Below are 22,285 nucleotides of genomic sequence, written 5' to 3'. Positions count from 1 at the left end.
AGGATCTGCTCAGGCGCTCAAAAGATCATGCAGGTGGTGGTGGCGTGGGCGATCAGCTTGCCCTGTTCGTCGAGCACCTTGCCCTCGGCCGTGGCGGTGCGGCGGCCGGCGTGGATGACCTTGCCCTCGGCGGTGAGCACCTGACCGTCGGTGCGGGCGGCCCGGATGTAGTTGACCTTGAGTTCGAGGGTCGTGTAGCCGGTGCCGGCGGGGAGGGTGGTGTGGACGGCGCAGCCCATGGCGGAGTCGAGGAGGGTGGCGGCGATGCCTCCGTGGACGGTGCCGAGGGGGTTGGCGAAGTCGGGGCGGGTGTCGAGGGAGACGACGATGCGGCCGTGCTCGACCTCGTCGAAGCGCATGCCGAGCAGCCGGCCGATGGAGGGGATGTCGGCCGGGCGTTCGGTCTGGACCCAGCGCATCAGTTCCAGGCCGGACAGGCCCGCCAGGGCGGTGAGGTCGGTGGTGGTCACGGTCGTTCTCCTTGGGTGAGGTGCTTGAGTGGCCCCTGAGTGGGGGTGGCCGATGGGCGGTGCCGGTGCCGGTGCCGGTGCCGGTGTCGGCGCCGAGGCGTAGGAGAGCGCGGCATCCTCAGGGACCGCCTGGTCGACGACGCCGACGGACGCGGCGTCGGCGCCGCCGGATGCGGGTCGTGGCGGGCTGCGGGCCGGAGCGGGGTCAGGCCCAGGGCCTGTCGTCAAACTCCCGTCTGCCGCGCGGCCGCCCTTCGGGCGACGACGGGATATTGACGACAGGCCCTAGCGGCGGTCGCGCAGGGCGTGCACGAGGAGGTCGTGGATCTCGGCGGCCGCCGCATCGAGCGGAGCGGTGCTCCGTTCGGCCCGGCACATGATCACCGCGCCTTCGACCGCGGCGATGACGAAGGAACCGAGCCTCCGGCTGCGTTCCTCGCTCAGGCCGTGCCGGACGAACAGGGCCGCGAAGGCCTCCTGCCAGCGGGCGAAGACCGCGGCGGCGGAGCGGGTGAGCTGCGGGGCCTCGTCGTTGCTCTCCACGGCCACCGCCGCGATCGGGCAGCCGGCCCGGTAGCCGCTCTCCACGAGCCGGTCGCGCCACAGCACGAAGAAGGCGTCGATGGCGTCCACCGGATCGCCGGCTTGCATCTTGGTGTCGATCAGACCCGAGATGAAGTCCCCGGCCAGCGTCACCGCCTCGTCGATGAGCTGAGTCCGCCCGCCGGGGAAGTGGTGGTACACCGAGCCCCGAGGGGCTCCGCTGTGGGCGAGGACCCGGTCGATGCTGGTGCCGCTCGCGCCGTACTCGGGCAGCAGGGCAACCGTGCTGAGGACCATCCGGTCACGGCTGTCACTCTTGCGCGGACTCACCCGCTCCACCACCTTCGCGACGACGATGCGACCCACCGAGCGGGCTACCTCGCAGTAACTTATGGGGTATGGCATAGAACATGCAAGGGGTGTCGGGGTGGTTCTTCGCGGCCAGCCGAGGAGGTGCCGGCGGGGCGAAGGGAGCCCGTCGTGGAGCGCGGCACGGGTGTGTGCGTCCAGGGCGGGCTACCGGTCTGCCTACTTGGCGCCGAGGCCGGCGTCCGAGACCTCGGGCTTGCCCGCCGCCTTGAGCACCTTGTTCAGGAGCCGCAGGTCGTAGATGCCGTTGAGATCGGGCTGCTCGATGAGCTTGGCCTTGACCGCCTGGTCGGCCTGCTTCTTCAGCGTCGCGGCCAGCGGGTCGTCGGTGACCGTGAAGCTCGGCCACGCCGGGTGGATGACCTCCGGGTCGAGAGGTTCACCGGTGTCCGCCGCCAGCTTGGCGTTCGCGGAGGCCCTCGCCGCGTCCTGGTGGGAGTGGATCCACCTGTTCGTCTTCACCGTGCCGCGCAGAACCGCCTCGACCACGTCCGGGTGCTCCCTGAGGAACTTCTGCGACACGACGATGTTCGTGATCACGAACATGTTCTCCGGCCAGAGGAAGCCCTCGTCGAGAAGGACCTCGCCGCCGTCGGCGACGAGCTTGGAGGCGGTGGGCTCGGGGACCCAGGCGCCGTCGATGGAGCCCTGCTTGAAGGCGTCCGGGGTGACCTTGTTGTCGGTGCGGACGACGGAGACGTCCCCCTTCCCGGATTCCGGGTCGACCTTCCAGCCCTTCTCCGAGATCCAGTTGAGGAACGCGACGTCCTGGGTGTTCCCCTTCTGCGGAGTGGCGATCTTCTTCCCCTTGAGGTCGTCGAGGGTCTTGATCTTCGCCGGGTTCACGACCAGCTTCACGCCGCCGGAGGCGGAGCCGGAGATGATCCGCAGGTTGGAGCCCTTGGACTTCACGTAGCCGTTGATCGAGGGGGAGGGGCCGATGAACCCGATGTCGAGGGAGCCGCCGTTGAGGGCTTCGATCTCGGAAGGGCCGGCGTTGAAGGACTGCGCCTTGATCGTGGTGCCCTTCAACTCCTCGGCGATCAGGCCTTCCTGGAGGCCGACCAGCGCCGTGGCGTGCGTCAGGTTCGGGAAGTATCCGATGCGGACCTCGGAGGCCGACAGCTTCTTGTCGGCATCGGCGGCGAGGTTCGTCTTGCCGTCCTCCTTCTTCACCTCGACACGGTAGCCGCAGGCCGTGAGGACGAGAGGAAGCGCCGTTGTCAGGGCGATGGCGCGCAGGGTGATGAGGGGTCTTGCGGCAGACACGAAGGTGTCCCTTCACGGGGGTGGGTGGTAGGGAAGGCGGGGAGACGGGCGAGGCGACGTCGTCGACACGCACGGCACCCCCTCCCGGCCGCCGGTGAGGGAACGGCGGAGCAGGCCAGAGAGGGAAAGGTGCCGGGGATGTCGCGGAATGGACGTCGAGCTGCCGTACATCGCACGCCGCGCGCGAAGGCGGCGCGCGGCGGTGAGGTGCGCCGAAGGGCTGCCCGGCCTGCGAAGAGCGGGAAGGCGTGGTGCATGACGGTGCACTGCGCGTGGAGCCGGGCCCTACGGTGACGTCAGGCGGGCTGACAGATGGCGCTGGACGTCCGGAGCAGGTCGATGTACCGACGGGCCGTAAGAGGGGGCAGTGGAGGACGCGCAGGGTGCGGTGTTCGCACGGTCACGTCACAACTCCCCGGTTTTCCCATCTGGTTGATAGGAATCCTGGCAGAGGGGAGCCATCCGCCCAAGAGGCTGACCACATAGTGGGCCGGCCTCCGTGGTCCTTTTGGCCCAGTCCTGCGCGACCGGACGGCCCAGGGCGTCTTGACTGACGGGATGGACTCCACGTCGACGTCGCGGCCCTCGTCCGCCGGGTACCGCAATCTGGCCCTGGCGACGCTCGGCTTCACGCTCACCTTCTGGGCGTGGGACCTGATCGCGCCGCTGGCCGGCGACTACAAGGACCGCCTCCACCTCTCCTCGTTCCAGCAGTCGCTGCTCGTCGCGGTGCCGGTCCTCGTCGGGTCGCTGGGGCGGATCCCGGTGGGCGCGCTGACCGACCGCTACGGCGCGAGGCTGATGTTCCCGGTGGTGTCCGCGCTCACCATCGTGCCCGTGCTGCTGCTGATCCCGGCACGCGAGAGCTACGGTCTGACGCTCGTGGTCGGCTTCCTGCTGGGTCTGGGCGGCACGACGTTCGCGATCGGCATCCCGCTCGTCAACTCCTGGTTCCCGCCCGCCCGGCGGGGCTTCGCGCTGGGGGTCTTCGGGATGGGCATGGGTGGTGTCGCACTGTCCGGGTACGTCACACCGCGCATCGCCAAGCACGACCCCGACCTGCCCTTCCTCGTGGTGGCGCTGGCGCTCGCCGGGTACGCCGTCCTGGCCGCCCTGCTGCTCAGGGACCGGCCCGACCGGCCGGTGCCGACGGCCTCGCTGGCCTCGCGACTGCGCGACGCGGGGCGCCTGCGGGTGACGTGGGAGCTGGCCGCGCTCTACGCGATCGGCTTCGGGGGGATCGTCGCGTTCGGGGTGTACCTGCCGACGTACCTGAAGACCTGGTACGGGCTGTCCGCGACCGACGCCGGTACCAAGGCGGCCGGCTTCGCCCTGGTCACGGTGGTCTTCCGCCCGGTCGGCGGCTGGCTGTCGGACCGGATCCACCCGGCGCAGGTCACGGCGGGGGCCCTGGGCCTGGTGGCGCTCCTCGCGATCGTGCAGGCCTTCGACCCGGCGATGAACCCCGTCGGCACGTGCGCCCTGCTCCTGATGGCGGCCGGACTCGGGACGGCCAGCGGCAGTGTCTTCGCCCTGGTCTCGCAGGTGACGCCACAGCCTCAGGTGGGCAGCGTGACGGGCATCGTCGGAGCGATGGGCGGCCTCGGAGGTTTCGTGCCCCCGCTGGTGATGGGTGCGATCTACAGCGCGAAGGACTCGTACTCGATCGGCTTCATGCTGCTGTCGGACCTCGCGCTCGCGGGGTGCGTGTACGCCTACGGGCGGATGCGGACCGTGCGGCCCGCATCCTGAGCGACGGGGCAACCGCTTCGCCTCGTCACTCGAAGGCGGCGGCCGCCTCCCGCAGGGCGCGGGCCACGAGCGCCGGGTCGTAGGGCGCCGGCGGGCCGGGGGAGTAGGTCACCGAGCGCAGGCCGCCGGTGTAGCGGAAGCTGCGGTGGCGTTCGTAGACCGGCCAGGAGACCGGGGACCTGCGGTCCACGCCCACGCTGATGCCCTGCAGCGGGGCCATGCCGATGAGCTGGTGCACGCGGGGCGACCGGCCGGTCTCCACACCGTCGAGCAGGATGCGGAACTCCCAGCGCAGGCCCTCCACCGCCTCGGCCGAGAGGGCGATCGTCCGGCGGCCCGCGGGCAGCGGGCCGGCGTCGGTCTCGTGAAGTTCTCCGTACTCGTTGTAGGCGAACCGCAGCCGCCCGTCCTCCACGTACAGGCTGTAGCCGCCGCCCTGGTCGCCGTGCGAGACCAGTACGCCCTGGTCCGAGGCCGCGTGTGCGTCGAGTTCGACGGTGATGTCGAAGGAGCGGAAGGAGACGAGCCGGGAGGACCGGTAGCGCTCCAGCTCGGGCGTGCCCGCCAGCAGGGTGAGGGGGCGGTGGAAGCGCTCCTCGGCGGGGTTGCGCCGGGCGAGTGCGCCGCTGCCGTCGGCGAGGGGGAAGACGCCGTTGCGCCAGGCAGCCGACTCCCAGGCCGCCGCCAGCTCCTTCACCACCTCCGGGTGGTCCTGGGCTATGTCCAGGGTTTCGGTCGGGTCGGTGCGCAGGTCGTACAGCGCCCATTCACCGTCGTCGTACGGTGCCCCGGGACGGTGGAGGGTGACCAGCTTCCAGCCGTCGCGGTAGTAGCTGCGGTTGCCCGACATCTCGCAGTACTGCTCGGTGTGGGCGCTGGGGGCCCGCCCGTCGTGCAGCACGGGGGCGAAGCTGACGCCGTCCGGTTCCTGGGCCGGCCGCGAGCGCCACAGTTCAGGGCGCCGTACGCCCGCGAGCTCCAGGAGGGTGGGGGTGATGTCGGTGACGTACTGGTACTGCTGCCGTACCCCGGAATCGCCGTCGGTCCGGCGCAGGCCCGCGGGCCAGGAGATGACGAACGGCACGCGCACGCCGCCCGCGTAGGTCTGGCCCTTGTAGAGCCGGAAGGGGGTGTTGGAGGCCATGCCCCAGCCCCGCGGGTAGTGCACCAGGCTCTGCGGACCGCCTATGAGCTCGGTGTCCAGGTCCACGTCCGGGTTCCAGTCGTCCGGTACGGGCTGGTGGACGAAGCGGCTGAAGTAGCTGCGCGTGCCCTCGGCGCCGCCTTCTCCGGTTCCGCCGTTGTCGGAGGTGAAGACGATGACGGTGTTGTCGAGTTCGCCGAGCGCGCGCAGGGTTTCGGTGAGCCGGCCGAGGTTCTGGTCGATGTTGTCGACCATCGCCGCGTACACCTCCATGTAGCGGGCGTAGCGGCGTTGTTGATCGGGCGTCAGCTCGTCCCAGGGGCCCACGTCGAAGCCCGCCTCGGAGTTGCGGTCCGGCAGCTTGGTCCCCTCGGGTAAGAGGCCGTCGGCGATCTGGCGGGCGAAGCGGGTCCGGCGAAGGGCGTCCCAGCCGCCGTCGTAGCGCCCGCGCTGACGTGCGATGTCCGCGGGCTTCGCCTGGAGGGGGCCGTGGACGGCGTTGTGCGCCACGTAGAGGAAGAACGGCTTGTCGGGGTCGTGCGCGCGGAGCGACTTCACCATCGAGATCGCTTGGTCGGTGATGTCGTCGGTGTAGTAGTAGCCGTCGGGGAGCTCGTCGATGTCCAACGGGCTGTTGTCGCGCACCAGTTGGTGCGGATGGAAGAGGCTGGTCAGGCCCTCCAGCACGCCGTAGTACTGGTCGAAGCCCCTTTGCAGGGGCCAGTTGCGCCTGTCGTCGGCGGCGTTGGAGGCCGAGTCGCGGGTCAGGTGCCACTTGCCGACGGCGTACGTGGCGTAGCCCGCGTCGTGCAGGAGCTCGGCCAGGGTGGGGACGTCCTCGCCGACCTCCATGCCGTAGCCGGGGAAACCGGGGTCGAAGTTGGCGACCGTCGCGTACCCGACGCGGTGCGGGTTGAGGCCCGTGAGCAGCGCGGCGCGGGCGGGCGAACACAGCGGCATGGTGTGGTATTTGGCCAGGCGAAGGCCGCCCGCGGCCAGTTCGTCGAGTACGGGGGGCGGGACCTCCGAGCCGAAGGGGCCGATGTCGCTGTAGCCCATGTCGTCGACGAGGACCACGACCACGTTCGGGGCGCGGTCCGCGGGCCGGCGCGGCGGCTGCCAGGCCGGTGCGGACTCGGCGAAGGTACGGCCCACCCGCCCGGCGAAGCCGTCGTAGGGATCGTGGCGGTTCGGGGCGGCGGGGGCGGGGGTGGGGGCCGGGGCGGCGGGAGGCGTGGGGGCGGTCGGGCTGGTCACGGGTGCAGCTCCTTCGAGACGGAGGGCGGGCGAGCGCCTGCTCGGTGGGTCCGTCTTCGACGACCGTGCCGCCGTAGAGCCGTCCGGGGTCGGGAACGCCGACCGTGTCCAGCAGTTCCACCGAACGGTTTCGGCGCGAACGCCGGTGCGACGGCGGTCCGGTAGGACTGCCGTCGCACCGTAGAGCGTGTGCTACTTGGTGGCGCCGAGGCCGGCGTCGGAGACTTCGGGCTTGCCCGCGGCCTTGAGGACCTTGTTGAGGAGGGTCAGGTCGTAGATGCCGTTGAGGTTGGGCTGCTCGATGAGCTTGGCCTTGACCGCCCACTCCGACTGCGTCTTCAGCGTTGCGGCGAGCGGGTCGTCGGTGATGAGGATGCTGGGCCACGCCGGGTCGATGACCTTGGCGTCGAGGGGCTTGCCGCCTTCGGCTGCGAGCTTGGCGTTGGCGGAGGCCTTGGCCTTGTCGGGGTTGGCGTTGATCCACTCGTTGGTCTTGACGGTGCCCTTGAGCACGGCCTCGACGACGTCCGCGTGCTCCTTGAGGAACTTCTGCGAGACGATGACGTTCGTGATGACGAACTTCTTGTCGGGCCACAGGGCGGTCTCGTCGAGGAGGACGGCGCCGCCGTCGGAAACGAGCTTGGAGGCGGTGGGCTCGGGGACCCAGGCGCCGTCGATCGAGCCCGACTTGAAGGCGTCCGGGGTGACCTTGTTGTCGGTGCGGACGACGGAGACGTCACCCTTGCCGGACTCCGGGTCGACCTTCCAGCCCTTTTCGGCGATCCAGTTGAGGAACGCGACGTCCTGGGTGTTGCCCTTCTGCGGGGTCGCGATGTTCTTGCCCTTGAGGTCGTCGAGGGTCTTGATCTTCGCCGGGTTCACGACCAGCTTCACGCCGCCGGAGGCGGAGCCGGAGATGATCCGCAGGTTGGAGCCCTTGGACTTCACGTAGGCGTTGATCGACGGCGAGGGGCCGATGAAGCCGATGTCGAGAGAGCCGCCGTTGAGGGCTTCGATCTCGGAGGGGCCGGCGTTGAAGGACTGCGGCTTGATGGTGGTGGCGCCGAGTTCTTTGGCGATCAGGCCTTCCTGGAGGCCGACCAGCGCGGTGGCGTGGGTCAGGTTCGGGAAGTAGCCGATGCGGACCTCGGAGGCCGAGAGTTTCTTCGCGGAGCCGTCGGCGGCGACGTTCGCCTTCGGAGCGTCGTCCTTCACGGCCTCGGAACCGTAGCCGCAGGCGGTGAGCAGCAGGGGGAGTGCGGCGGTCAAGGCGACGACGCGCAGGGTGGTGAGCGGTCTTGCGGCAGACACGGAGGTGTCCTTTCACGGGTGACGGTCGGGGAGGCACCGATAGGGGAAGTACGGAGAAGAGGCGGTACGGAGACGGCGACGCGGAGCCGTCGGCACGCGCGGCAGACGCTCCCGGCCGTGGGCGGCGGGATCACTGGAGCGTGCGGGCGGTGATGTCGGCCGAGGGGCCGGGCCGGCCGACGGCGCGGGCTGCTCAGTGCCCCGGCAGGGCCCTGCGCGGGGTACCGGGCCCTGTGGCCGGTGTCAGGAAGGCTGACAGATGGCGCTGGACGTACGGGCCAGGTCGATGTGCCGGCGGGAGGTCAGGGGCAGGATCCGGCCGGCGTGCTGCTCTGTCTGCACGGTCGCCTCACCCCTGATTCCTAGTTTTCCCACCTGGTTGGTAGGCATATTGGCAGACAGGGAGACGCGCCCCAAGATGCTGACCACATCCTGGACGGTTGCATCTCGAGATGTGAGAAACCGCAGGTGGGAAAGGGGGTGGGGAGAGGGGTGGAGAGGAAGGGGAGGGCTAGGGGTTGGTCCAGGCGTCCGGGGTGCGGGACAGGGCGGACACGTCGGGGGGCAGGTCGGACGACGCGACGTCCGCCAGGGTCACGCCGTCGAGGATCTCGCGGACGTTGGCCCGAAGTGCGATCCACAGGGGGAGGAGGGCCTGTGCGGGGCCGGTGTACGTCAGGTCGGGAGGGCGAACCCCGCGCACCGAGACGAGCGGTCCGTCCACGACGCGGATGACGTCCGCGATGCTGATGGACTGGGCGGGCTTGGCCAGCCAGTAGCCGCCGTTGCCGCCGCGCTGGCTCAGTACGAGACCGCCGCGGCGCATGTCGTTCAGGATGCCCTCGAGGAACTTGTGCGGGATGTCCTGGGCGTCGGCGATGACCTCGGCCTTCAGTGGCCCGGCGTCCTGCGACGCGGCAAGCTGCAGTGCGGCACGTACCGCGTAGTCCGCCCTGGCTGAGATCCGCATGCTGCCATTATCCCGCATGCCGGCGTCCGGCGTCCGCCGCGGGTGCGCCGCCGGCCGCGGGGCGGGTACGAGCACGCGCCCCGCGGCCGGGGATCCGCACCCCGCGGGGTGTCCCGTGTCAGTGGAAGGCCGCCGCCACCGCGCGGTGGGAGCCGTTGAGGTAGTGCTCGCCGATGGAGCGCAGGCGGTGCGCGGCGGGGTGGTGGGCCGTCAGGACGCGGGCGTTGCGCCAGAAGCGGTCCAGGCCGGGAGCATCGGCGAGTTCCAGCACGCGCGCCGTGACGTGCAGGGCGGCCTTCGACGTCACCGTCTCGGCCGTGGCGACCAGGGCGGCGATGCCCGCGGGTTCCTCGGCGTCGAGCTGTGCATCCGTGTCGAGGGCCTGCGCCATCACCTCGGTGGCCCGGTCGACCACGGCGGTGGCCGTCTGGGCGGCGGAGGCGAGTTCCCCGTACGTCAGGAAGAGGTCCGGGTCCGCGCCAGGCAGTCGGTATGCGTGACCGCCCCTGCTGAGGTCGCGGGCTTCGGTGAGGGCGCCCTCGACGATCCCGAGGCCGACGTGGCACAGGGCCAGCCGGAGCGCCGGATCGGCGAGCGAGGTGAAGGGGGCGGCCGGCTCCTCGTCGTACGGGCGGCGGCCCAGCACCTGGCCCGGTGTGACGGTGACCCGGTCGAAGTCCACCTCGCCGGCGCCGACCACGCGCTGCCCGAGGCGGTCGTGGGCGGGGTCGATGGTCATGCGCGGAACGCCGGGTGGGATCCGTACGACCAGCACGTCACCGGTCACCGCGCAGACGGCGTCGACCACGATCTGGTCGGCGACGGCCACCGCCGTATCCACGAATCGGCTCCCGCTCAGCACGTAGCCGGTGTTGCGGGGCTGCAGCGTGAGGTCCGGCCCGCCGGTGTCGTCATCGGGTGCCGGAGTGCGGGTGGCGCCGGTCCACAGCCACTGCTCGCGCACCGATTCCTCTTCGAGGGCGGTCGCGTGGTCGTGGCTCGCGTAGAAGCGCGCGCTCCACGCGTGCACGTAGTGGCGGGCGAGCACGTCGCCGACGGAACTGTCCGCCGTGGAGAGCTTCCGTATGACGGTGCATCCGGTGCGCCAGTCCGCTCCCCGGCCCGGCCCCGGCGGGGTCAGGGCGGCCAGCAGGCCGGCCTCCCGCAGCCGGGCCACCTCGTCGGTCGGCGGCCTGCCCGCCCGGTCGCGGAAGATGGCGTCCGCGGCGAGATCGTCCGCCACGTCGTGCGCGGTGCGCAGGAGGGCCGCCCGGCGCTGCTCGTCGGCGGACCGGCGGCCGACGGTGCTCGGTGTGGTCGGCACGGGAGTCACCGACACACCCGGGCGTCGCTGCGTGGCGCTGGGGCTGGGCGGACAGCGGTGCCATGGGGGGCGGCGGTGGTCATGTCGGCTACTCCGGAACGTAGTTGGGGTTGCGGCCGGTTGCTCGCTGGGTGGCGCGGGAGGCGCTCGGACCGAGCTTCGCCGTATCCCCACTTTTCCCATCGGATTGATAGGAATACTTGCCCGAAGCAGCCTTCTCGGCAAGTGCGTGACCGCATGGCGGACAGTGCCGTCTCGCAATGGGAGATGGCGCAGGATCAAGGGGCTTCCGGGTGTTTCCTATGGAATCACTAGGGAAGCCTTGACGCGGGCCTGTCGGGCACTTCACGATGTGCGCATGTCCCCGTCGCAGCCGTTGCTCGTACGCCGCAGGCACGTTGACTTCCGTCTCGTCGCCAGCGCCGCCTGCCGACCCGTCTAGGGCTTCTTCGACAGGGCATTTCCCCGTAGTGCGCAGGCGATCCGGCCGCCGCTTCTCTCGCCGGGCCTTCCCCTGCTCTGCTCCTGGCAGCGGTTCTCGTGGTGCCGGGCCCCCTTTTGAGCCTCCGCCGCTGGATCCGCCTTGCCCTGTCGTCGTGCCCGAACACCCGGCATCCGCAGTTCACTCCGAGCAGCCGAAGGGGCTCACCATGACCACCGCACTTCCCGCGCCCGCCACCCCGCCGCGCCGTTCCCCGGGCTCCCGACTCCAGTTGGTCGGTGACCGCCCGACCGTCCTCCCCGCCCACGGAGCGGCCGGCGGCCGCGTCGGATACCTCGTGTTCCTGCCGGCGAACGTGGACCCCGTGGAGGTGATGGCATCGCACGGTGTGCGCCCGGAGGTTCATCCCCTCGACCCCGGGACGCCGTGGGCTCTCGATCGGGGACCGGCCTCCCCCCTCGACCCCGTCCACGCCGACGACGTCATCCGGATCGATCGGGAACGCCGTCTGGTCGAGCTCGCCGGGCGCGAACTGGAGCTCACCTACCTGGAGTTCGACCTCCTGTCCCACTTCGTGGCCCACCCGCACACGGTTCACACCCGGGACGCGCTCATCTCGGGCATCTGGGGTTACGGGCACGTGGGCGACGGCCGTACCGTCGACGTCCACGTGGCCCGGCTGCGCCGCAAGCTCGGCCCCGCCTACCGGGGCCGCATCTCCACGGTGCGGCGCGTGGGGTACAAGTACGTGCCCGACCACCAGTGAAGCGGTACATCCTCACCGGCACGCCCGGAGCCGGAAAGACGACGATCCTCCGCGAGCTCCAGGAGCAAGGGCTCGATGTCGTGGAGGAGGCGGCGACCGCGGTCATCGCGCGGGAGCAGGCCCGGGCGACGCCGAGCCCTGGACACAGGAGGCCTTCATCGACACCATCGACTTCTGCGAGCCCACCGCCGCCCGTCGCATCAGCTTCGAGGAGTCGCTGGTGTTCGAGCGGATCCACGAACAGAGCTACCGGCGGTTCGGCTACGAGCTCGTCGACGTACCGGCCGGCCCGGTGGCCGTCCGGGCGGCCTTGATCTCGGACACCATCGCGCAGACCGCTAAGTGACCGGTCCGGCTCGCCCGGACTTCGCTGTTCAGCTCGTGCGGGCCAATGGCTGCCCGGCGAAGCTCACCCCTGCCAGGCCGTGGGCCATCAGGTTGCGAATGTTCGCGTGATCGGTGCCGTTCGGCGTCGCCAGCACGCTGCGGTAGTGCTCACCGAAGGCCAGCAGTGCTTCTTCGTCGCTCAGGCCCTCCAGCAGGGCCAGTCCCAGGGTCTTGCAGGAGCCCTCGTTCTCGCCCGCGGCGTTCTCCAGGTCCCCGTTGCGGAACGCCTGCGGCTGGTACGCGTAGTGCGCGGCGACGAACGCCAAGGTGCCCGCGAACTCGTGCTCACCTGACGCGAGGCTTGCCCGCAGCGAGTTCAGATCAGTCGTCATGGTGGTTCCCCTGGGTTGAGCAGACGGCCCGAGTGCCGTCCGTGACCGGACGACATTACCCCCTTGCGGACGGCCGGAAGGAATCGCGCGACACGTCCGAACGATCGGTATCCCCGCAGGTCACGATGTGTGTCCCTGCGCCCTCGCCGTCCCGCGGGGTCGCCTTGTCCCCGCGCGACAGACGGGCGGATCAGCGCAGGCCGGCGAAGAGGTCGGTCTCGGGCACGGCCGCGCCGGTGGAGTCCTTGACGCGGACGAAGGTCTCCACACCCATCAACTCGCCGAACTTCTCCTTGCCCATCTTGAGGAAGAAGATGCTCTCGCCCTGGCTGGCGTGAGCGGCCAGCGAATCGTACTTCTGACCGCTGTACGCGGTGGTGTCCACCCAGGTGGTGATCTCCTCGTCCGGGAGGCCGATGTCGGCCAGCGCGGCGGCCTCGGCGGGATCCGGCTCCGGCATGTCGTCCCCGAACTCGCGCATGACCTCCCCGAACCGCTGCATCGCCGACCGGGGCATCGTCGTCCAGTACACCTTCGGTGTCAGCTCGGTCATCTCCAGGGCCGCCATCGTGATGCGGTGGGCCTGGATGTGGTCGGGATGGCCGTAGAAGCCGTTCTCGTCGTAGGTGACGACCACGTCGGGCCGGTAGTGCCGCATGAGTTCCGCGAGCCGGACGGCGCCTTCCTCGACGGGGGTCTGCCAGAAGGATCCCGGGGCGTCGTTGCTCGGCCAGCCCATCATCCCGGAGTCGGCGTAGTCGAGGGTCTCCAGATCGCTGATCTTCAGCACGTCACGGCTCACCTCGAGTTCTTCCCGGCGCATCGCGGCGACGGCTGCCGGGTCGTGCCCGGGAGCACCCGGCTTGGTACCCCCAGGTCCGTCACCACATCGGCCGTCGGTACAGGTCACGAGAACCGTGCGGATGCCTTCCGCCGCGTACTGCGCGAGGACCCCTCCGGTGCTGGTGGCCTCGTCGTCGGGGTGGGCGTGTACTGCCATGAGCGTCAAGGGCCGGTCGGTCATGAAAAGCAGTCCTCCTGCAGGAATACGTCGTGGCCTGAGCGTGCGGCGGGCGTAACGCGACCCCACGTTCGGTTCAACCGTGCCGGTGGCGCCGGTTGTTCCCGGTGTACGGGATCGGTCGCCCGGGCGGCTTCACCGAGTGGTGTCCTCGGGGGTCGGGCCCAGGGCCGCCTTGTCGCCGAGACCGGGAACGGCCCGGTCGACGATGATCTTCGCGTCGGTGGTGGTCGCCGGCGTCCTTGCTCGTCCAAGGCCCGTTCGACGTGGTCCCGTCATCGCCGTGCTTCGGCGCGGTGCAGGTGGCTCCCTTGAGGTGGCGCTCGACCGTCTCCGGGAGGGTGGGCGCAACGATTGCTGAGCCGCTTGCCGAGCTGGTTCAGTGCGGCCTTTGCCTCGGCGTAGCCGACCGGTGAACCGGCGGGCACGCGGGCGTTGATCGACGAGATGTCGACGATCGACCCCCTGCGCTCCCGGATGCTCGGCAGCGCCGCCCGGGTCGACCGGACGGCGCTGAACAGGTTGAGGTCGAAGACGGCCTGCCACTGCTCGTCGTCCACGTCGAGGAAGCCGCCCAGGGACAGACCGTCCGGGTCGCCCGCGCCGACGTTGTTGACCAGGAAGTCGATCCGGCCGACCGCGTCGATCGCCTCCCGGACCACGCTCGTCGCTCCTCCGCGCGTGCTCAGGTCGACGGACACGGTGGCGGCGGCGGCCTGCCCATGGCCCCGCGCTATCGATCCTTGACCTATGGGTCGAGAACTCGGGGCCTTCGTACCGCGGGCATACAATCCCAGCTTCCGGACCGAAGGAGTCAGCGCCCGTGATCGTGATAGCCCACCTCAGCGACGTCCACCTCGATGGCGGGGACCGGGCCGCCGAACGGACCCGTGCCGTCATGGAGTACCTGGAGGGGCTCCCGTACGAGCTCGACGCGGTGCTGGTGAGCGGGGACATCGCCGATCACGCGCGCCCGGAGGAGTACGAGGAGGCGCGCAAGGCCCTCGGCTCCCGCCATCCGCTGGTCGTCTGTCCCGGCAACCACGACGACCGCACCGCCTTCCGGCGCGGCCTGCTGGGGGAGGGGCGCCCGTCCGCGGCCCCGGTGGACCAGGTGCTGCGCGGCGACGGCTTCGTCCTCGCGGTGTGCGATTCCTCCGTACCCGGTGAACACCGCGGGTACCTGGAGGACTCGACGATCGCCTGGCTGGACGGGGTGCTCACCGACACCCCGCGCGAGGTGCCCGTCCTGGTCGCCTTCCACCACCCGCCCGTCCCGCTGCACATCCCGTACGTGGACGGCATCCGGCAGTTCGGCGAGGAGCGGCTGGCGGCGCTGGCCGAACGGCATCCGCACCTGACGGCGTTCCTGTGCGGGCACGCCCACACCGGCGCGGCGACCACCTTCGCCGGGCGGCCGCTGCTCGTTGCGCCGGGCGTGGTGTCCACGACGAGGCTCCCCTGGGAGGCGGCGTCCGGGGGGAACGAGTACATCCACACGGACGAACCGCCGGTCGTGGCCTTCCACGTGATCGGCGAGGACGGCCGGCTGACGACGCACTACAGGGTGGTCGTGGCCCGCCGGTAGCCGGCACCGTCGCGGGTGCGGGTGAGGTGCCCGGCGATGACCAGGTACCGCCGCAGCGCCGCGCAGTCCTCGTGGACGGTGAGCAGCAGCGCGTTCACCTCGGGTTCCGTGTACGCGCGGTCCGCCGCGAAGAGGGTCTCGGTGAGGTGGACGAGCAGCTGCTCGCGGCGCGCCGCCTTGCGCGGGATGGCCGCGAGGCGGCCGCCGGCGGTGAAGAGGTCGGTGACGCCGCGTCGGGTGCGCGTGCCGGTTTCCACGGTGCTTTGTGACATGCCATGGAGCTTCACCCGGCCGGGCGTCCCGCGGCAACGGATTTTCCCGCCGGGCAAAAGTGACGGTCGTTCATCTTACTGAGGGGTAGCACCTGCCAGTACCCTCCCCGTGACCGGTTCCTGCCCCCCACGGAGGAGCACGCATGCGACGCCCCGCCACGCGCACGAGCAAGCGCACGAGAACTGCCGTCGCCACCGCACTCATCGCCCTCGGAGCGGCCCTGCTGACCCCGGGCGCCTCTGCCGCCTCGGCGGCCGGCGCTCCGGCGCCGCGCCCGATCGCCGCCTACGCCGACCCCGCCGACTACTGCGGACGGCAGTGCGCGGACATCCTGCCGCCCGGCCAGAGCGGCAACGCCACCCTCGCCCAGATCCTCGCCCACAAGGCGTTCGGCACGTTGCCCGCCCACACCTCCGACCAACTGGCGCGCTACGACTCGCTGGTGGCCGGCTATCCCGGACTGACCGACGCCAAGGTCAACGATTTCTTCAACGACGCCTCCTTCGGCGTCCCGGCCGACCAGGTCGAGTCCACCACGAGCCCGCGCTCCGACGTCACCATCACCCGGGACAAGAAGAGCGGCGTCCCGCACATCAAGGGCACCACCCGCTACGGGACGTCCTTCGGCGCCGGCTACGCGGCTGCCCAGGACAGGCTCTGGCAGATGGACCTCTTCCGGCACGTCGGCCGGGGCGACCTCACCCCCTTCGCGGGCGGCGCCCTCGCCAACCAGGGCCTGGAGCAGCAGTTCTGGCCGCAGGCCCCGTACACCGAGGCGGACCTCCAGGCCCAGGTGGACCGGATCCGGACCGCGGAGGGCGAGCGCGGAAGGCTCGCGATGGAGGACGCCCAGGCGTACATCGACGGCATCAACGCCTACCGCGTGCAGTCCAAGAACGGCCGCTACTTCCCGGGCGAGTACGTACTGACCGGACACATCAACTCGATCACCAACGCCGGTGAGATCAAGCCCTTCAAACTCACCGACCTGATCGCCCTCGCCTCCGTCGTGGGCGGCCTGTTCGGCGGCGGCGGAGGCGGCGAAGTGCAGGCCGCGCTCTCGCTGTTGTCCGCGCAGCAGAAATACGGCCTGGAGGAGGGCACCCGCGTCTGGGAGTCCTTCCGCGAGCGCGAGGACCCGGAAGCCGTGCTCACCGTCCACGACGGCACGAGCTTCCCCTACGCGCAGAAGCCCGCCGACCCCCGGGGCGCCGCCCTGCCCGACGCCGGCTCGGTCACCGCCGAGCAGCTCGTGTACGACCGTACGGGCTCGGCCGCCACCGCCGCCGCAGCCGACCCGCCCCAGCCGATGAAGCAGAGCATGTCCAACGCCCTGCTCGTCTCCGGCGCGAAGACCGCGAGCGGCCACCCGGTCGCCGTCTTCGGCCCGCAGACCGGCTACCTCGCTCCCCAACTCCTCATGCTCCAGGAGCTCCAGGGCCCGGGCATCAGCGCGCGCGGCGCCTCTTTCGCGGGCGTCAGCATGTACGTACAGCTCGGCCGCGGCCAGGACTACGCCTGGAGCGCCACCTCGGCCGGCCAGGACATCACCGACACCTTCGCCGTCGAACTGTGCGAGCCCGGCGGCGGCGCCCCCACCAGGACGAGCGCCTCGTACCTCTACCGCGGCACCTGCACGCCCATGGAGAAGCTGGAGCACACCAACACCTGGAAGTCGTCCGTCGCCGACCCCACCCCGGGCGGCTCCTACCGGATGCAGGTGTGGCGCACGAACTACGGCATCGTGACGCACCGCGCGACCATCGCGGGCAAGCCCGTGGCCTACACCGCACTGCGCTCCACGTACCGCCACGAAGCCGACTCGATCATCGGCTTCCAGATGTTCAACGACCCCTCCTACGTGAAGGACGCCCGCACCTTCCAGGAGGCGGCCCAGCACATCGGCTACGCCTTCAACTGGTTCTACGTCGACTCGCGCGAAGCGGCCTACTACAACAGCGGGTCGAACCCGGTCCGTCCGGCCGGAGTCGACGCGGCGCTGCCCGTCCAGGGCAAGCAGCAGTACGAGTGGCAGGGCTTCGACCCGGCCGCCAACACGGCGGCCTACACCCCGCCCGCCGAACACCCGCAGTCCATCGGCCAGGACTACTACATCAGTTGGAACAACAAGCAGGCCAAGGGATACGGCGCCGCCGGATTCGGAATGGGCTCCGTCCACCGCGGCGACCTCCTCGACCAGCGCGTCAAACCGCTCGTCGCGGCGGGCGGCGTGACCCGGGCCGCACTCACCCGGGCCATGGCCGACGCGGCGGTCACCGACCTGCGCGCCGAGAACCTGCTGCCCGAACTGCTGGACGTCCTGCGCAGCGCACCCGTCACCGATCCGGCCGTCGCGGCCGCGATCGACAAGCTCGCCGCGTGGCAGGCCGCGGGCACCGAGCGCAAGGAGACCGCGCCCGGTTCGAAGACGTACGGGCACGCGGACGCCGTCCGGATCATGGACGCCTGGTGGCCGCTGCTCGTCGAGGCCGAGTTCAAGCCCGGTCTCGGGGCTCCGCTCTACGATGCCCTGCGCGCCTCGCTCACCATCGACGAGGCGCCCAACGCGGGCCACGGGCCCACCGGTTCGCACGCCGGCTCGGCCTTCCAGTACGGCTGGTGGAGCTACGTGGACAAGGATCTGCGCACGCTGCTCGGCCGCCCCGTGTCCGGACCCCTGGCCCGGGCCTACTGCGGGAGCGGTTCGCTCCCCGAGTGCCGGGACGCGATGACGGCAACGCTCAAACAGGCGGCGGCCGCCACACCCGCCGCCGTGTATCCGGCGGACGGGACCTGCGCCGCGGGCAACCAGTGGTGCGCGGACGCGATCGTCCAGCGTCCGGTGGGCGGCCTGTCCCATCCGCAGATCAACTGGCAGAACCGGCCCACCTATCAGCAGGTGGTCGAGTTCCCCGCCCACCGCTGAGGCCCCTGTGCACGAAGGCCCGCCGGCCCCGGAGCGTTCCGGGACCGGCGGGCCTCGTCGCGTACGGGATGTCAGGGGCCGACGGTGATCTGCTGCGCGGGGTTCGTGGTGTCGGTGACCTTGTACAGGGCGTTGAAGGTGGACGCGGTCGCGCTCGTCGGGCAGCCGAACCCGCCGGTGACGGTCACCGGTACCGAGGCGTTGGTGAAGGTCAGGCTCGGCGGGGCGCCGTTCGTCCAGGCGCCGGGGACGCTCGCCGGTCCGGAGGGGGCGGCCGTGACCGTGCAGACGGCGAGGCCGGTGGTGTGGACGACGAGCCCGCCCGTGGGCACGGTCAGGGTGGCGGTGACGGGGGAGCCGTTCTGCATCGACACCGACCAGGCGCCGCTCGTGGTGACCGTGGGGGTCACGCCCCACATGCTGGAGGTGCAGGAGCTGTACGTGGGCGGCGAGATCGGCGAGGAGACGGGGCCCGCCGGGTTGGTGTTGCCGGGGGCGGCCGGCACCGTTCCGGTGGACACGGAGACCGTACAAGTCACCGTGACGGAACCGGCTTTGAGGGTGGCCTTCCCGCTGAGGGTGGCCTTGAACGCGTGCCCGGCCGGGGTGACGGTGGTCGACCCGGCCAGGGGTAAGGGCGTTGCGGTGGCGGAGACCGGGGCGAGGGACATGGCTCCGGCCGCGGCGGCCGCGGCGAGCGCGAGCGTGGTGGTGCGCGTACGGCTCATGGCTGTGCTCCTTGGGGATCGTGGTGCTGTGGGGGAGCGGACGTGGGGGGCGCGCATGGGCGCGCAGCGGCGTACGGCTGCCAGGCGAACATCAAGCCGCCGCCGAGGATGCCGAGCAGGGTGCCGATCAGGAACCCGCCGAGGTTCGACAGGACCAGCGCGGCCGTGGCGATGAGGGTGGTGAGGACGCCGGCCAGGGCGCGCTGGGGCGGGGAGAACCAGGCGGTGAGGCCGAGCACGATCATGACGATGCCCATCAGGACGGACGGGATCCCCGCGACTCCCTGCTGGAGCATGATCTTCAAGGGCGCGAGCGGCAGGGCGCAGATCTCGGCCCCGGCGAGGATGGCGCACAGCCCGCCCCAGAAGGGCCGGCCGCGCCGCCAGCGCCGCCAGCGGCTCAGAAGCATTCCTTCTTGCCCTTGCTGATGTTCATGTTCAGCCCGGAGAGCTTGAAGGTGCCCGCATTGGTGGCCCAGGCCGTCTGGCGCAGATCGGTGATGCTGACGGTGTCGGCCTGCTGGGCGAACAGGTCCTGCATGCCCACCGCGTCCGCCGGCCCCTTGTCGAGGGTGGAGGCGTCGCGGCCGATCTCGATGTTGGTGAAGACCGCGTCGCCGGAGAGCTGGGTGGCGTCCACGAAGAGGTTGCTCGCCTCGACGGGGGCCTTCTGGCCGGCGGTGAGGTTGAGCGAGATGTCCCCGATGATCGGGAGGGTGGTCACCACGGACTGGCAGAGGCTGTGCAGCTTGGCCTCCTTGATGGCGGTGACGGCCACCGGGATGAGCTCCTCGCGGGCGTTGACGTCGACGCTGCCGTACTGGGCGAAGCCCTCGCCCTCCAGGCTCTTCGCCGACACCTTGAACTGCTGGCCCGAGACGGCGAAGGAGGCGGCGAGCGCACCCTGGGCGAGGGCGATGCCGAGGCCGGCGGTCACGGCTACGGCCGGGAGGGTCAGTACGGCGAACCGGCGCCAGCGGACCCGGCCCTCGGGTGAATCAGGTGACTCGGGTAACTGTGGGGAATCTGCCATGAGATCGTCCCTTATGTTCGGCTGTGCACCGTTGTTACCGACGAGTTGAATGTAAGAGTGCCAATGGGGGTTGGCAAGGTTGCTCGGGCGTACCTTTCAGGCCGAGTCCTACTCGTCGGTTACGTCCCGGGAGACTCCGTGCGCAGCAGCCCGGCGACCTCGGCGTCCACCCGCCGGGCCATCGCCCGGGCGAACTCGGTGGCCACGACCTCGCCCGCCAGCGGACGCAGCGCCGACACCGCCTCGGTGATGTGCTGCAGGCGCGTGGCCGAAAGCTGCTCCAGCCCGTCCGTGCCGATCACGTGCGTGCTGAACAGCGCGACGAACCGGTCCGCGACCGCGGCCGCCTGCGTCTGTACGAAGTCCCCCGCGTCCAGCACCTCCGCGAGCGGAACCCCCGCCCGCACCAGCGTCACCGTCGCCTCCAGCAGGCGCCGGCTGCGGTGCGTGACCAGGTCCCCGTCGATCGTCACGTACCCCAACTCGGCCGCCCGCCGGGTGTCCTCGGGGGAAGCCGTCGGGCCGAACAGCTCCCGCAGCTCCGCCCGGGACATGACGACCGAGTCCTCCTGCTCCCAGTCGCGGGTCATCTCCCGCTCGAGGCCCAGAAGTTGGGACAACCCGCCGCCCTGCTCCCAGGCCGCCAGCAGCTCGGCAATGCCGTTGACGGTGTAGCCGCGCCCCAACAGGTCGTTGATCAGGCGCAGTCGGGTGAGATGGTCCTCGGAGTACCAGGCGATCCGCCCCTCCCGGCGCGGCGGCGGGAGGAGCCCGCGCTCCTGGTAGTAGCGCAGGTTGCGCACCTTGACCCCGGCCGCGCGGGCCACCTCGTCCCGGCGGTAGTGCCCGCCGACGGCCGCGTCTTGATCCACCTGACTGCTCACGCGGCCGAGTGTAGGACGCGGCGACGGGCCTACCGGCGGGTTAGCGCAGGGCGGTTGGGAGATCGCCGGGCAGGACTACGGGCAGGAATGCCGGCGGGACCATGCGCAGGACGTACGGGCAGGTCACGCGCCGCGGGGCTGCTCACGCCGCTTGACCGCCCGCAGGACCACGAACTTCGGCTCGCTCGCGGCGACTTCGCTGTTGCCGAAGAGCCGCCGGAGGTGGGTGTGGTACCCCATGTGGCGGTTGGCCACCACCCACAGCTCGCCGCCCGGCCGCAGCGCCTTGCGCGACTGCGCGAACATCCGCAGCGCCGTCGCGTCGGTCGTCGCCTGGTGGGAGTGGAAGGGCGGGTTGCACAGGATCAGGTCCACGGAGCCGGGGTCCAGCATGGCCACCCCGTCGCCGACGAGGAAGTCCGCCCGCTCCCGCTCGTGGGTGACGTTGGCACGGAACGTCGCCTTGGCCGAGGCGATCGCCTGGTACGACTCGTCGGTGAAGATGACCTCCGCGCGCGGGTCGGCCACCGCGACCGCCGTGCCCACGACCCCGTTGCCGCAGCCCAGGTCGACGACCCGGGCCCCGTCCGTGTTGGTCGGGATGCTCTGGAGGAAGAAACGGGTGCCGATGTCGAGGCGGTCCGCGCAGAAGATGCCCGCGTGGTTGACGACGGTCAGTCCGGCGCCGGAGCCGCCGTCCTTGTCCACGACGTACGTCAGCGGCCAGGGTCCGGGGGTCGCCGGACGGGTCGCACCCGGGTTGCCCGGCGTGCAGAAGATGAGGCGGGCCTTCTTCTCGGCCAGAGAGGTCTTCGTCGGTCCCAGGATCTTCTCGAAGAGCCGCAGCGTGGAGGTGTGGATCTCCTTCACCATGCCGGTGCCGACGACGACGGTGCCGGCGTGCACGTGCGGGGCCACGCGGTACAGCTGGTCCTCCAGCAGCGCCAGGCTCTTCGGCACCCGCACCAGGAGCACGTCGATCCGCTCGGGCGGCGCGTCCTGGGTGGTCAGCAGGGTCACGGTGCCCTTGGCGGTGCCGATCCCGTTGCGGTCCAGGTTCGCCATGGTGGCGGAGCGGGTCAGGCTGGAGTCGGTGATCTGGGTGGGGTGGTGCGCGGCCAGCGCCGTCGTCAGTGCCCCCCAGCGGTCCCCGATCACGGTGATCTGCCCGGCGCCGGCCAGATCCACCGGGCCGCGTTCACCCGTACCGGATTCGAGGTGGCGGAGCAGGTACTCGTCGGCGGCGTCCCATGCGAAGAGCCGGTCGCGCGGGTCCTCGGGGAAGCGGGCGAGCTCGTAGGAGCCGAAGGGCGTGGTCAGACGGTTCATATTGCCCCCAGGCTAACCGAGGGACCGCCCCGGTCCCGCACGCGCGGGGCCGGGAGAGTGGGCGGCGCGGCACCCGGCCGCACCGTAGACCCGGCCCGGGCACCCGGATCCCGTACCGCCACGGCGCGGCGCCGGCACGGCTCGGTGTCGCCCGGCGCCGCTGCTCC

General features: G+C 70.9%; 23 protein-coding genes and 1 pseudogene. 6 read left to right on the top strand and 18 right to left on the bottom strand.

Going from position 1 to position 22,285, the window contains the following annotated elements; translation table 11 throughout:
- Positions 1-17 precede the first annotated feature (17 nt).
- From ACE1OC_RS05420 to ACE1OC_RS05405, 4 genes are all read right to left on the bottom strand, one after another.
- Positions 18-470 carry a PaaI family thioesterase gene (locus ACE1OC_RS05420; RefSeq protein WP_274550673.1) on the bottom strand — a complete coding sequence of 151 codons (453 nt, stop codon included), beginning with the start codon at positions 468-470 and terminating at the stop codon, positions 18-20.
- A gap of 285 nt (positions 471-755) precedes the next feature.
- The gene (locus tag ACE1OC_RS05415) at positions 756-1,379 is read right to left on the bottom strand and encodes a TetR/AcrR family transcriptional regulator (RefSeq protein WP_407835978.1); all 624 of its coding nucleotides are present in this window, start codon (positions 1,377-1,379) and stop codon (positions 756-758) included.
- A 162-nt stretch (positions 1,380-1,541) separates the two neighbouring features.
- Positions 1,542-2,651 (bottom strand): ABC transporter substrate-binding protein, encoded by a 1,110-nt coding sequence (locus ACE1OC_RS05410; RefSeq protein ID WP_407835977.1) that lies wholly within the window; start codon positions 2,649-2,651, stop codon positions 1,542-1,544.
- Positions 2,652-2,947: 296 nt separating this feature from the next.
- Positions 2,948-3,079: a putative leader peptide gene (locus ACE1OC_RS05405; RefSeq protein ID WP_382981487.1), complete on the bottom strand. Its 132-nt coding sequence runs from the start codon at positions 3,077-3,079 to the stop codon at positions 2,948-2,950.
- 130 nt (positions 3,080-3,209) lie between these two features.
- On the opposite strand from ACE1OC_RS05405, the gene ACE1OC_RS05400 reads away from it, so the two are divergent.
- On the top strand, positions 3,210-4,403 hold the full coding sequence (locus ACE1OC_RS05400) for an MFS transporter (RefSeq protein ID WP_407835976.1): 1,194 nt from the start codon (positions 3,210-3,212) through the stop codon (positions 4,401-4,403).
- A 25-nt stretch (positions 4,404-4,428) separates the two neighbouring features.
- Here the strand turns inward: ACE1OC_RS05400 and ACE1OC_RS05395 are convergent, their stop codons facing one another.
- From ACE1OC_RS05395 to ACE1OC_RS05375, 5 genes are all read right to left on the bottom strand, one after another.
- Positions 4,429-6,702: an arylsulfatase gene (locus tag ACE1OC_RS05395; RefSeq protein ID WP_407841481.1), complete on the bottom strand. Its 2,274-nt coding sequence runs from the start codon at positions 6,700-6,702 to the stop codon at positions 4,429-4,431.
- A 294-nt stretch (positions 6,703-6,996) separates the two neighbouring features.
- Entirely contained in the window at positions 6,997-8,115 is a 1,119-nt protein-coding gene (locus ACE1OC_RS05390; RefSeq protein ID WP_407835975.1) for an ABC transporter substrate-binding protein, read from the bottom strand.
- A gap of 243 nt (positions 8,116-8,358) precedes the next feature.
- Positions 8,359-8,457 carry a putative leader peptide gene (locus ACE1OC_RS05385; protein ID WP_407835974.1) on the bottom strand — a complete coding sequence of 33 codons (99 nt, stop codon included), beginning with the start codon at positions 8,455-8,457 and terminating at the stop codon, positions 8,359-8,361.
- A gap of 169 nt (positions 8,458-8,626) precedes the next feature.
- A complete protein-coding gene (locus ACE1OC_RS05380; RefSeq protein ID WP_274550680.1) occupies positions 8,627-9,085 on the bottom strand; it encodes an RrF2 family transcriptional regulator in 459 nt (152 codons plus the stop codon).
- A 118-nt stretch (positions 9,086-9,203) separates the two neighbouring features.
- Complete coding sequence (locus ACE1OC_RS05375; protein ID WP_407835973.1) at positions 9,204-10,409, bottom strand: acyl-CoA dehydrogenase; 1,206 nt, start codon at positions 10,407-10,409, stop codon at positions 9,204-9,206.
- A 650-nt stretch (positions 10,410-11,059) separates the two neighbouring features.
- On the opposite strand from ACE1OC_RS05375, the gene ACE1OC_RS05370 reads away from it, so the two are divergent.
- The 3 genes and pseudogenes from ACE1OC_RS05370 (at position 11,060) to ACE1OC_RS05360 (ending at position 11,963) form a co-directional block, all read left to right on the top strand.
- On the top strand, positions 11,060-11,617 hold the full coding sequence (locus ACE1OC_RS05370) for a winged helix-turn-helix domain-containing protein (protein WP_407835972.1): 558 nt from the start codon (positions 11,060-11,062) through the stop codon (positions 11,615-11,617).
- A pseudogene (locus ACE1OC_RS05365) lies at positions 11,614-11,688 on the top strand (ATPase); the annotation flags it as partial. The gene ACE1OC_RS05370 and the pseudogene ACE1OC_RS05365, both read left to right, overlap by 4 nt.
- A gap of 149 nt (positions 11,689-11,837) precedes the next feature.
- Positions 11,838-11,963 carry a hypothetical protein gene (locus tag ACE1OC_RS05360; protein WP_407841852.1) on the top strand — a complete coding sequence of 42 codons (126 nt, stop codon included), beginning with the start codon at positions 11,838-11,840 and terminating at the stop codon, positions 11,961-11,963.
- 28 nt (positions 11,964-11,991) lie between these two features.
- Here ACE1OC_RS05360 and ACE1OC_RS05355 read toward each other — a convergent pair whose 3' ends face one another.
- From ACE1OC_RS05355 to ACE1OC_RS05345, 3 genes are all read right to left on the bottom strand, one after another.
- On the bottom strand, positions 11,992-12,336 hold the full coding sequence (locus tag ACE1OC_RS05355; protein WP_407835971.1) for a HopJ type III effector protein: 345 nt from the start codon (positions 12,334-12,336) through the stop codon (positions 11,992-11,994).
- Between the two features lie 190 nt (positions 12,337-12,526).
- Positions 12,527-13,360, bottom strand: a complete 834-nt coding sequence (locus ACE1OC_RS05350) for a PIG-L family deacetylase (RefSeq protein ID WP_407835970.1) — start codon at positions 13,358-13,360, stop codon at positions 12,527-12,529.
- 272 nt (positions 13,361-13,632) lie between these two features.
- Positions 13,633-14,148, bottom strand: a complete 516-nt coding sequence (locus tag ACE1OC_RS05345; RefSeq protein WP_407835969.1) for an SDR family NAD(P)-dependent oxidoreductase — start codon at positions 14,146-14,148, stop codon at positions 13,633-13,635.
- A gap of 32 nt (positions 14,149-14,180) precedes the next feature.
- Here ACE1OC_RS05345 and ACE1OC_RS05340 point away from each other — a divergent pair, with 32 nt between their 5' ends.
- A complete protein-coding gene (locus ACE1OC_RS05340) occupies positions 14,181-14,945 on the top strand; it encodes a metallophosphoesterase (protein ID WP_407835968.1) in 765 nt (254 codons plus the stop codon).
- Here ACE1OC_RS05340 and ACE1OC_RS05335 read toward each other — a convergent pair.
- Entirely contained in the window at positions 14,918-15,217 is a 300-nt protein-coding gene (locus ACE1OC_RS05335) for a DUF2087 domain-containing protein (protein WP_407835967.1), read from the bottom strand. The genes ACE1OC_RS05340 and ACE1OC_RS05335 overlap by 28 nt on opposite strands.
- Positions 15,218-15,360: 143 nt before the next feature.
- Between ACE1OC_RS05335 and ACE1OC_RS05330 the strand changes: the two genes are divergently transcribed.
- The gene (locus ACE1OC_RS05330; protein WP_407835966.1) at positions 15,361-18,144 is read left to right on the top strand and encodes a penicillin acylase family protein; all 2,784 of its coding nucleotides are present in this window, start codon (positions 15,361-15,363) and stop codon (positions 18,142-18,144) included.
- Between the two features lie 71 nt (positions 18,145-18,215).
- Here the strand turns inward: ACE1OC_RS05330 and ACE1OC_RS05325 are convergent, their stop codons facing one another.
- The 5 genes from ACE1OC_RS05325 to ACE1OC_RS05305 all read right to left on the bottom strand — a co-directional run bounded on the left by ACE1OC_RS05325 (position 18,216) and on the right by ACE1OC_RS05305 (position 22,118).
- Complete coding sequence (locus tag ACE1OC_RS05325) at positions 18,216-18,872, bottom strand: hypothetical protein (RefSeq protein WP_407835965.1); 657 nt, start codon at positions 18,870-18,872, stop codon at positions 18,216-18,218.
- Positions 18,869-19,282, bottom strand: coding sequence for a DUF6114 domain-containing protein (locus ACE1OC_RS05320; protein WP_407835964.1), 414 nt, complete (start codon positions 19,280-19,282; stop codon positions 18,869-18,871). Before ACE1OC_RS05320 ends, ACE1OC_RS05325 begins: the two co-directional genes overlap by 4 nt.
- A complete protein-coding gene (locus tag ACE1OC_RS05315; protein WP_407835963.1) occupies positions 19,273-19,905 on the bottom strand; it encodes a DUF6230 family protein in 633 nt (210 codons plus the stop codon). The genes ACE1OC_RS05320 and ACE1OC_RS05315 overlap by 10 nt, the downstream gene beginning before the upstream one ends.
- A gap of 119 nt (positions 19,906-20,024) precedes the next feature.
- Positions 20,025-20,789 carry a MerR family transcriptional regulator gene (locus ACE1OC_RS05310; RefSeq protein ID WP_407835962.1) on the bottom strand — a complete coding sequence of 255 codons (765 nt, stop codon included), beginning with the start codon at positions 20,787-20,789 and terminating at the stop codon, positions 20,025-20,027.
- Positions 20,790-20,912: 123 nt separating this feature from the next.
- Positions 20,913-22,118 (bottom strand): methyltransferase, encoded by a 1,206-nt coding sequence (locus tag ACE1OC_RS05305; protein WP_407835961.1) that lies wholly within the window; start codon positions 22,116-22,118, stop codon positions 20,913-20,915.
- Between the last annotated feature and the right edge of the window lie 167 nt (positions 22,119-22,285).

The organism is Streptomyces stoeckheimensis (assembly GCF_045822005.1).
GTDB lineage: Bacteria > Actinomycetota > Actinomycetes > Streptomycetales > Streptomycetaceae > Streptomyces > Streptomyces stoeckheimensis.
The sequence above is the reverse complement of the archived record's forward strand: the minus strand, read 5'-3'. Positions and strand labels throughout refer to the sequence as shown.

Bases quoted from the DNA above. Each gene is read 5' to 3' on its own strand.
- ACE1OC_RS05405 (WP_382981487.1), bottom strand. From the start codon at position 3,079: ATGGGAAAACCGGGGAGTTGTGACGTGACCGTGCGAACACCGCACCCT.
- ACE1OC_RS05370 (WP_407835972.1), top strand. From the start codon at position 11,060: ATGACCACCGCACTTCCCGCGCCCGCCACCCCGCCGCGCCGTTCCCCG.
- ACE1OC_RS05325 (WP_407835965.1), bottom strand. From the start codon at position 18,872: ATGAGCCGTACGCGCACCACCACGCTCGCGCTCGCCGCGGCCGCCGCG.
- ACE1OC_RS05400 (WP_407835976.1), top strand. From the start codon at position 3,210: ATGGACTCCACGTCGACGTCGCGGCCCTCGTCCGCCGGGTACCGCAAT.
- ACE1OC_RS05380 (WP_274550680.1), bottom strand. From the start codon at position 9,085: ATGCGGATCTCAGCCAGGGCGGACTACGCGGTACGTGCCGCACTGCAG.
- ACE1OC_RS05305 (WP_407835961.1), bottom strand. From the start codon at position 22,118: ATGAACCGTCTGACCACGCCCTTCGGCTCCTACGAGCTCGCCCGCTTC.
- ACE1OC_RS05355 (WP_407835971.1), bottom strand. From the start codon at position 12,336: ATGACGACTGATCTGAACTCGCTGCGGGCAAGCCTCGCGTCAGGTGAG.
- ACE1OC_RS05350 (WP_407835970.1), bottom strand. From the start codon at position 13,360: ATGACCGACCGGCCCTTGACGCTCATGGCAGTACACGCCCACCCCGAC.
- ACE1OC_RS05330 (WP_407835966.1), top strand. From the start codon at position 15,361: ATGCGACGCCCCGCCACGCGCACGAGCAAGCGCACGAGAACTGCCGTC.
- ACE1OC_RS05315 (WP_407835963.1), bottom strand. From the start codon at position 19,905: ATGGCAGATTCCCCACAGTTACCCGAGTCACCTGATTCACCCGAGGGC.
- ACE1OC_RS05335 (WP_407835967.1), bottom strand. From the start codon at position 15,217: ATGTCACAAAGCACCGTGGAAACCGGCACGCGCACCCGACGCGGCGTC.
- ACE1OC_RS05320 (WP_407835964.1), bottom strand. From the start codon at position 19,282: ATGCTTCTGAGCCGCTGGCGGCGCTGGCGGCGCGGCCGGCCCTTCTGG.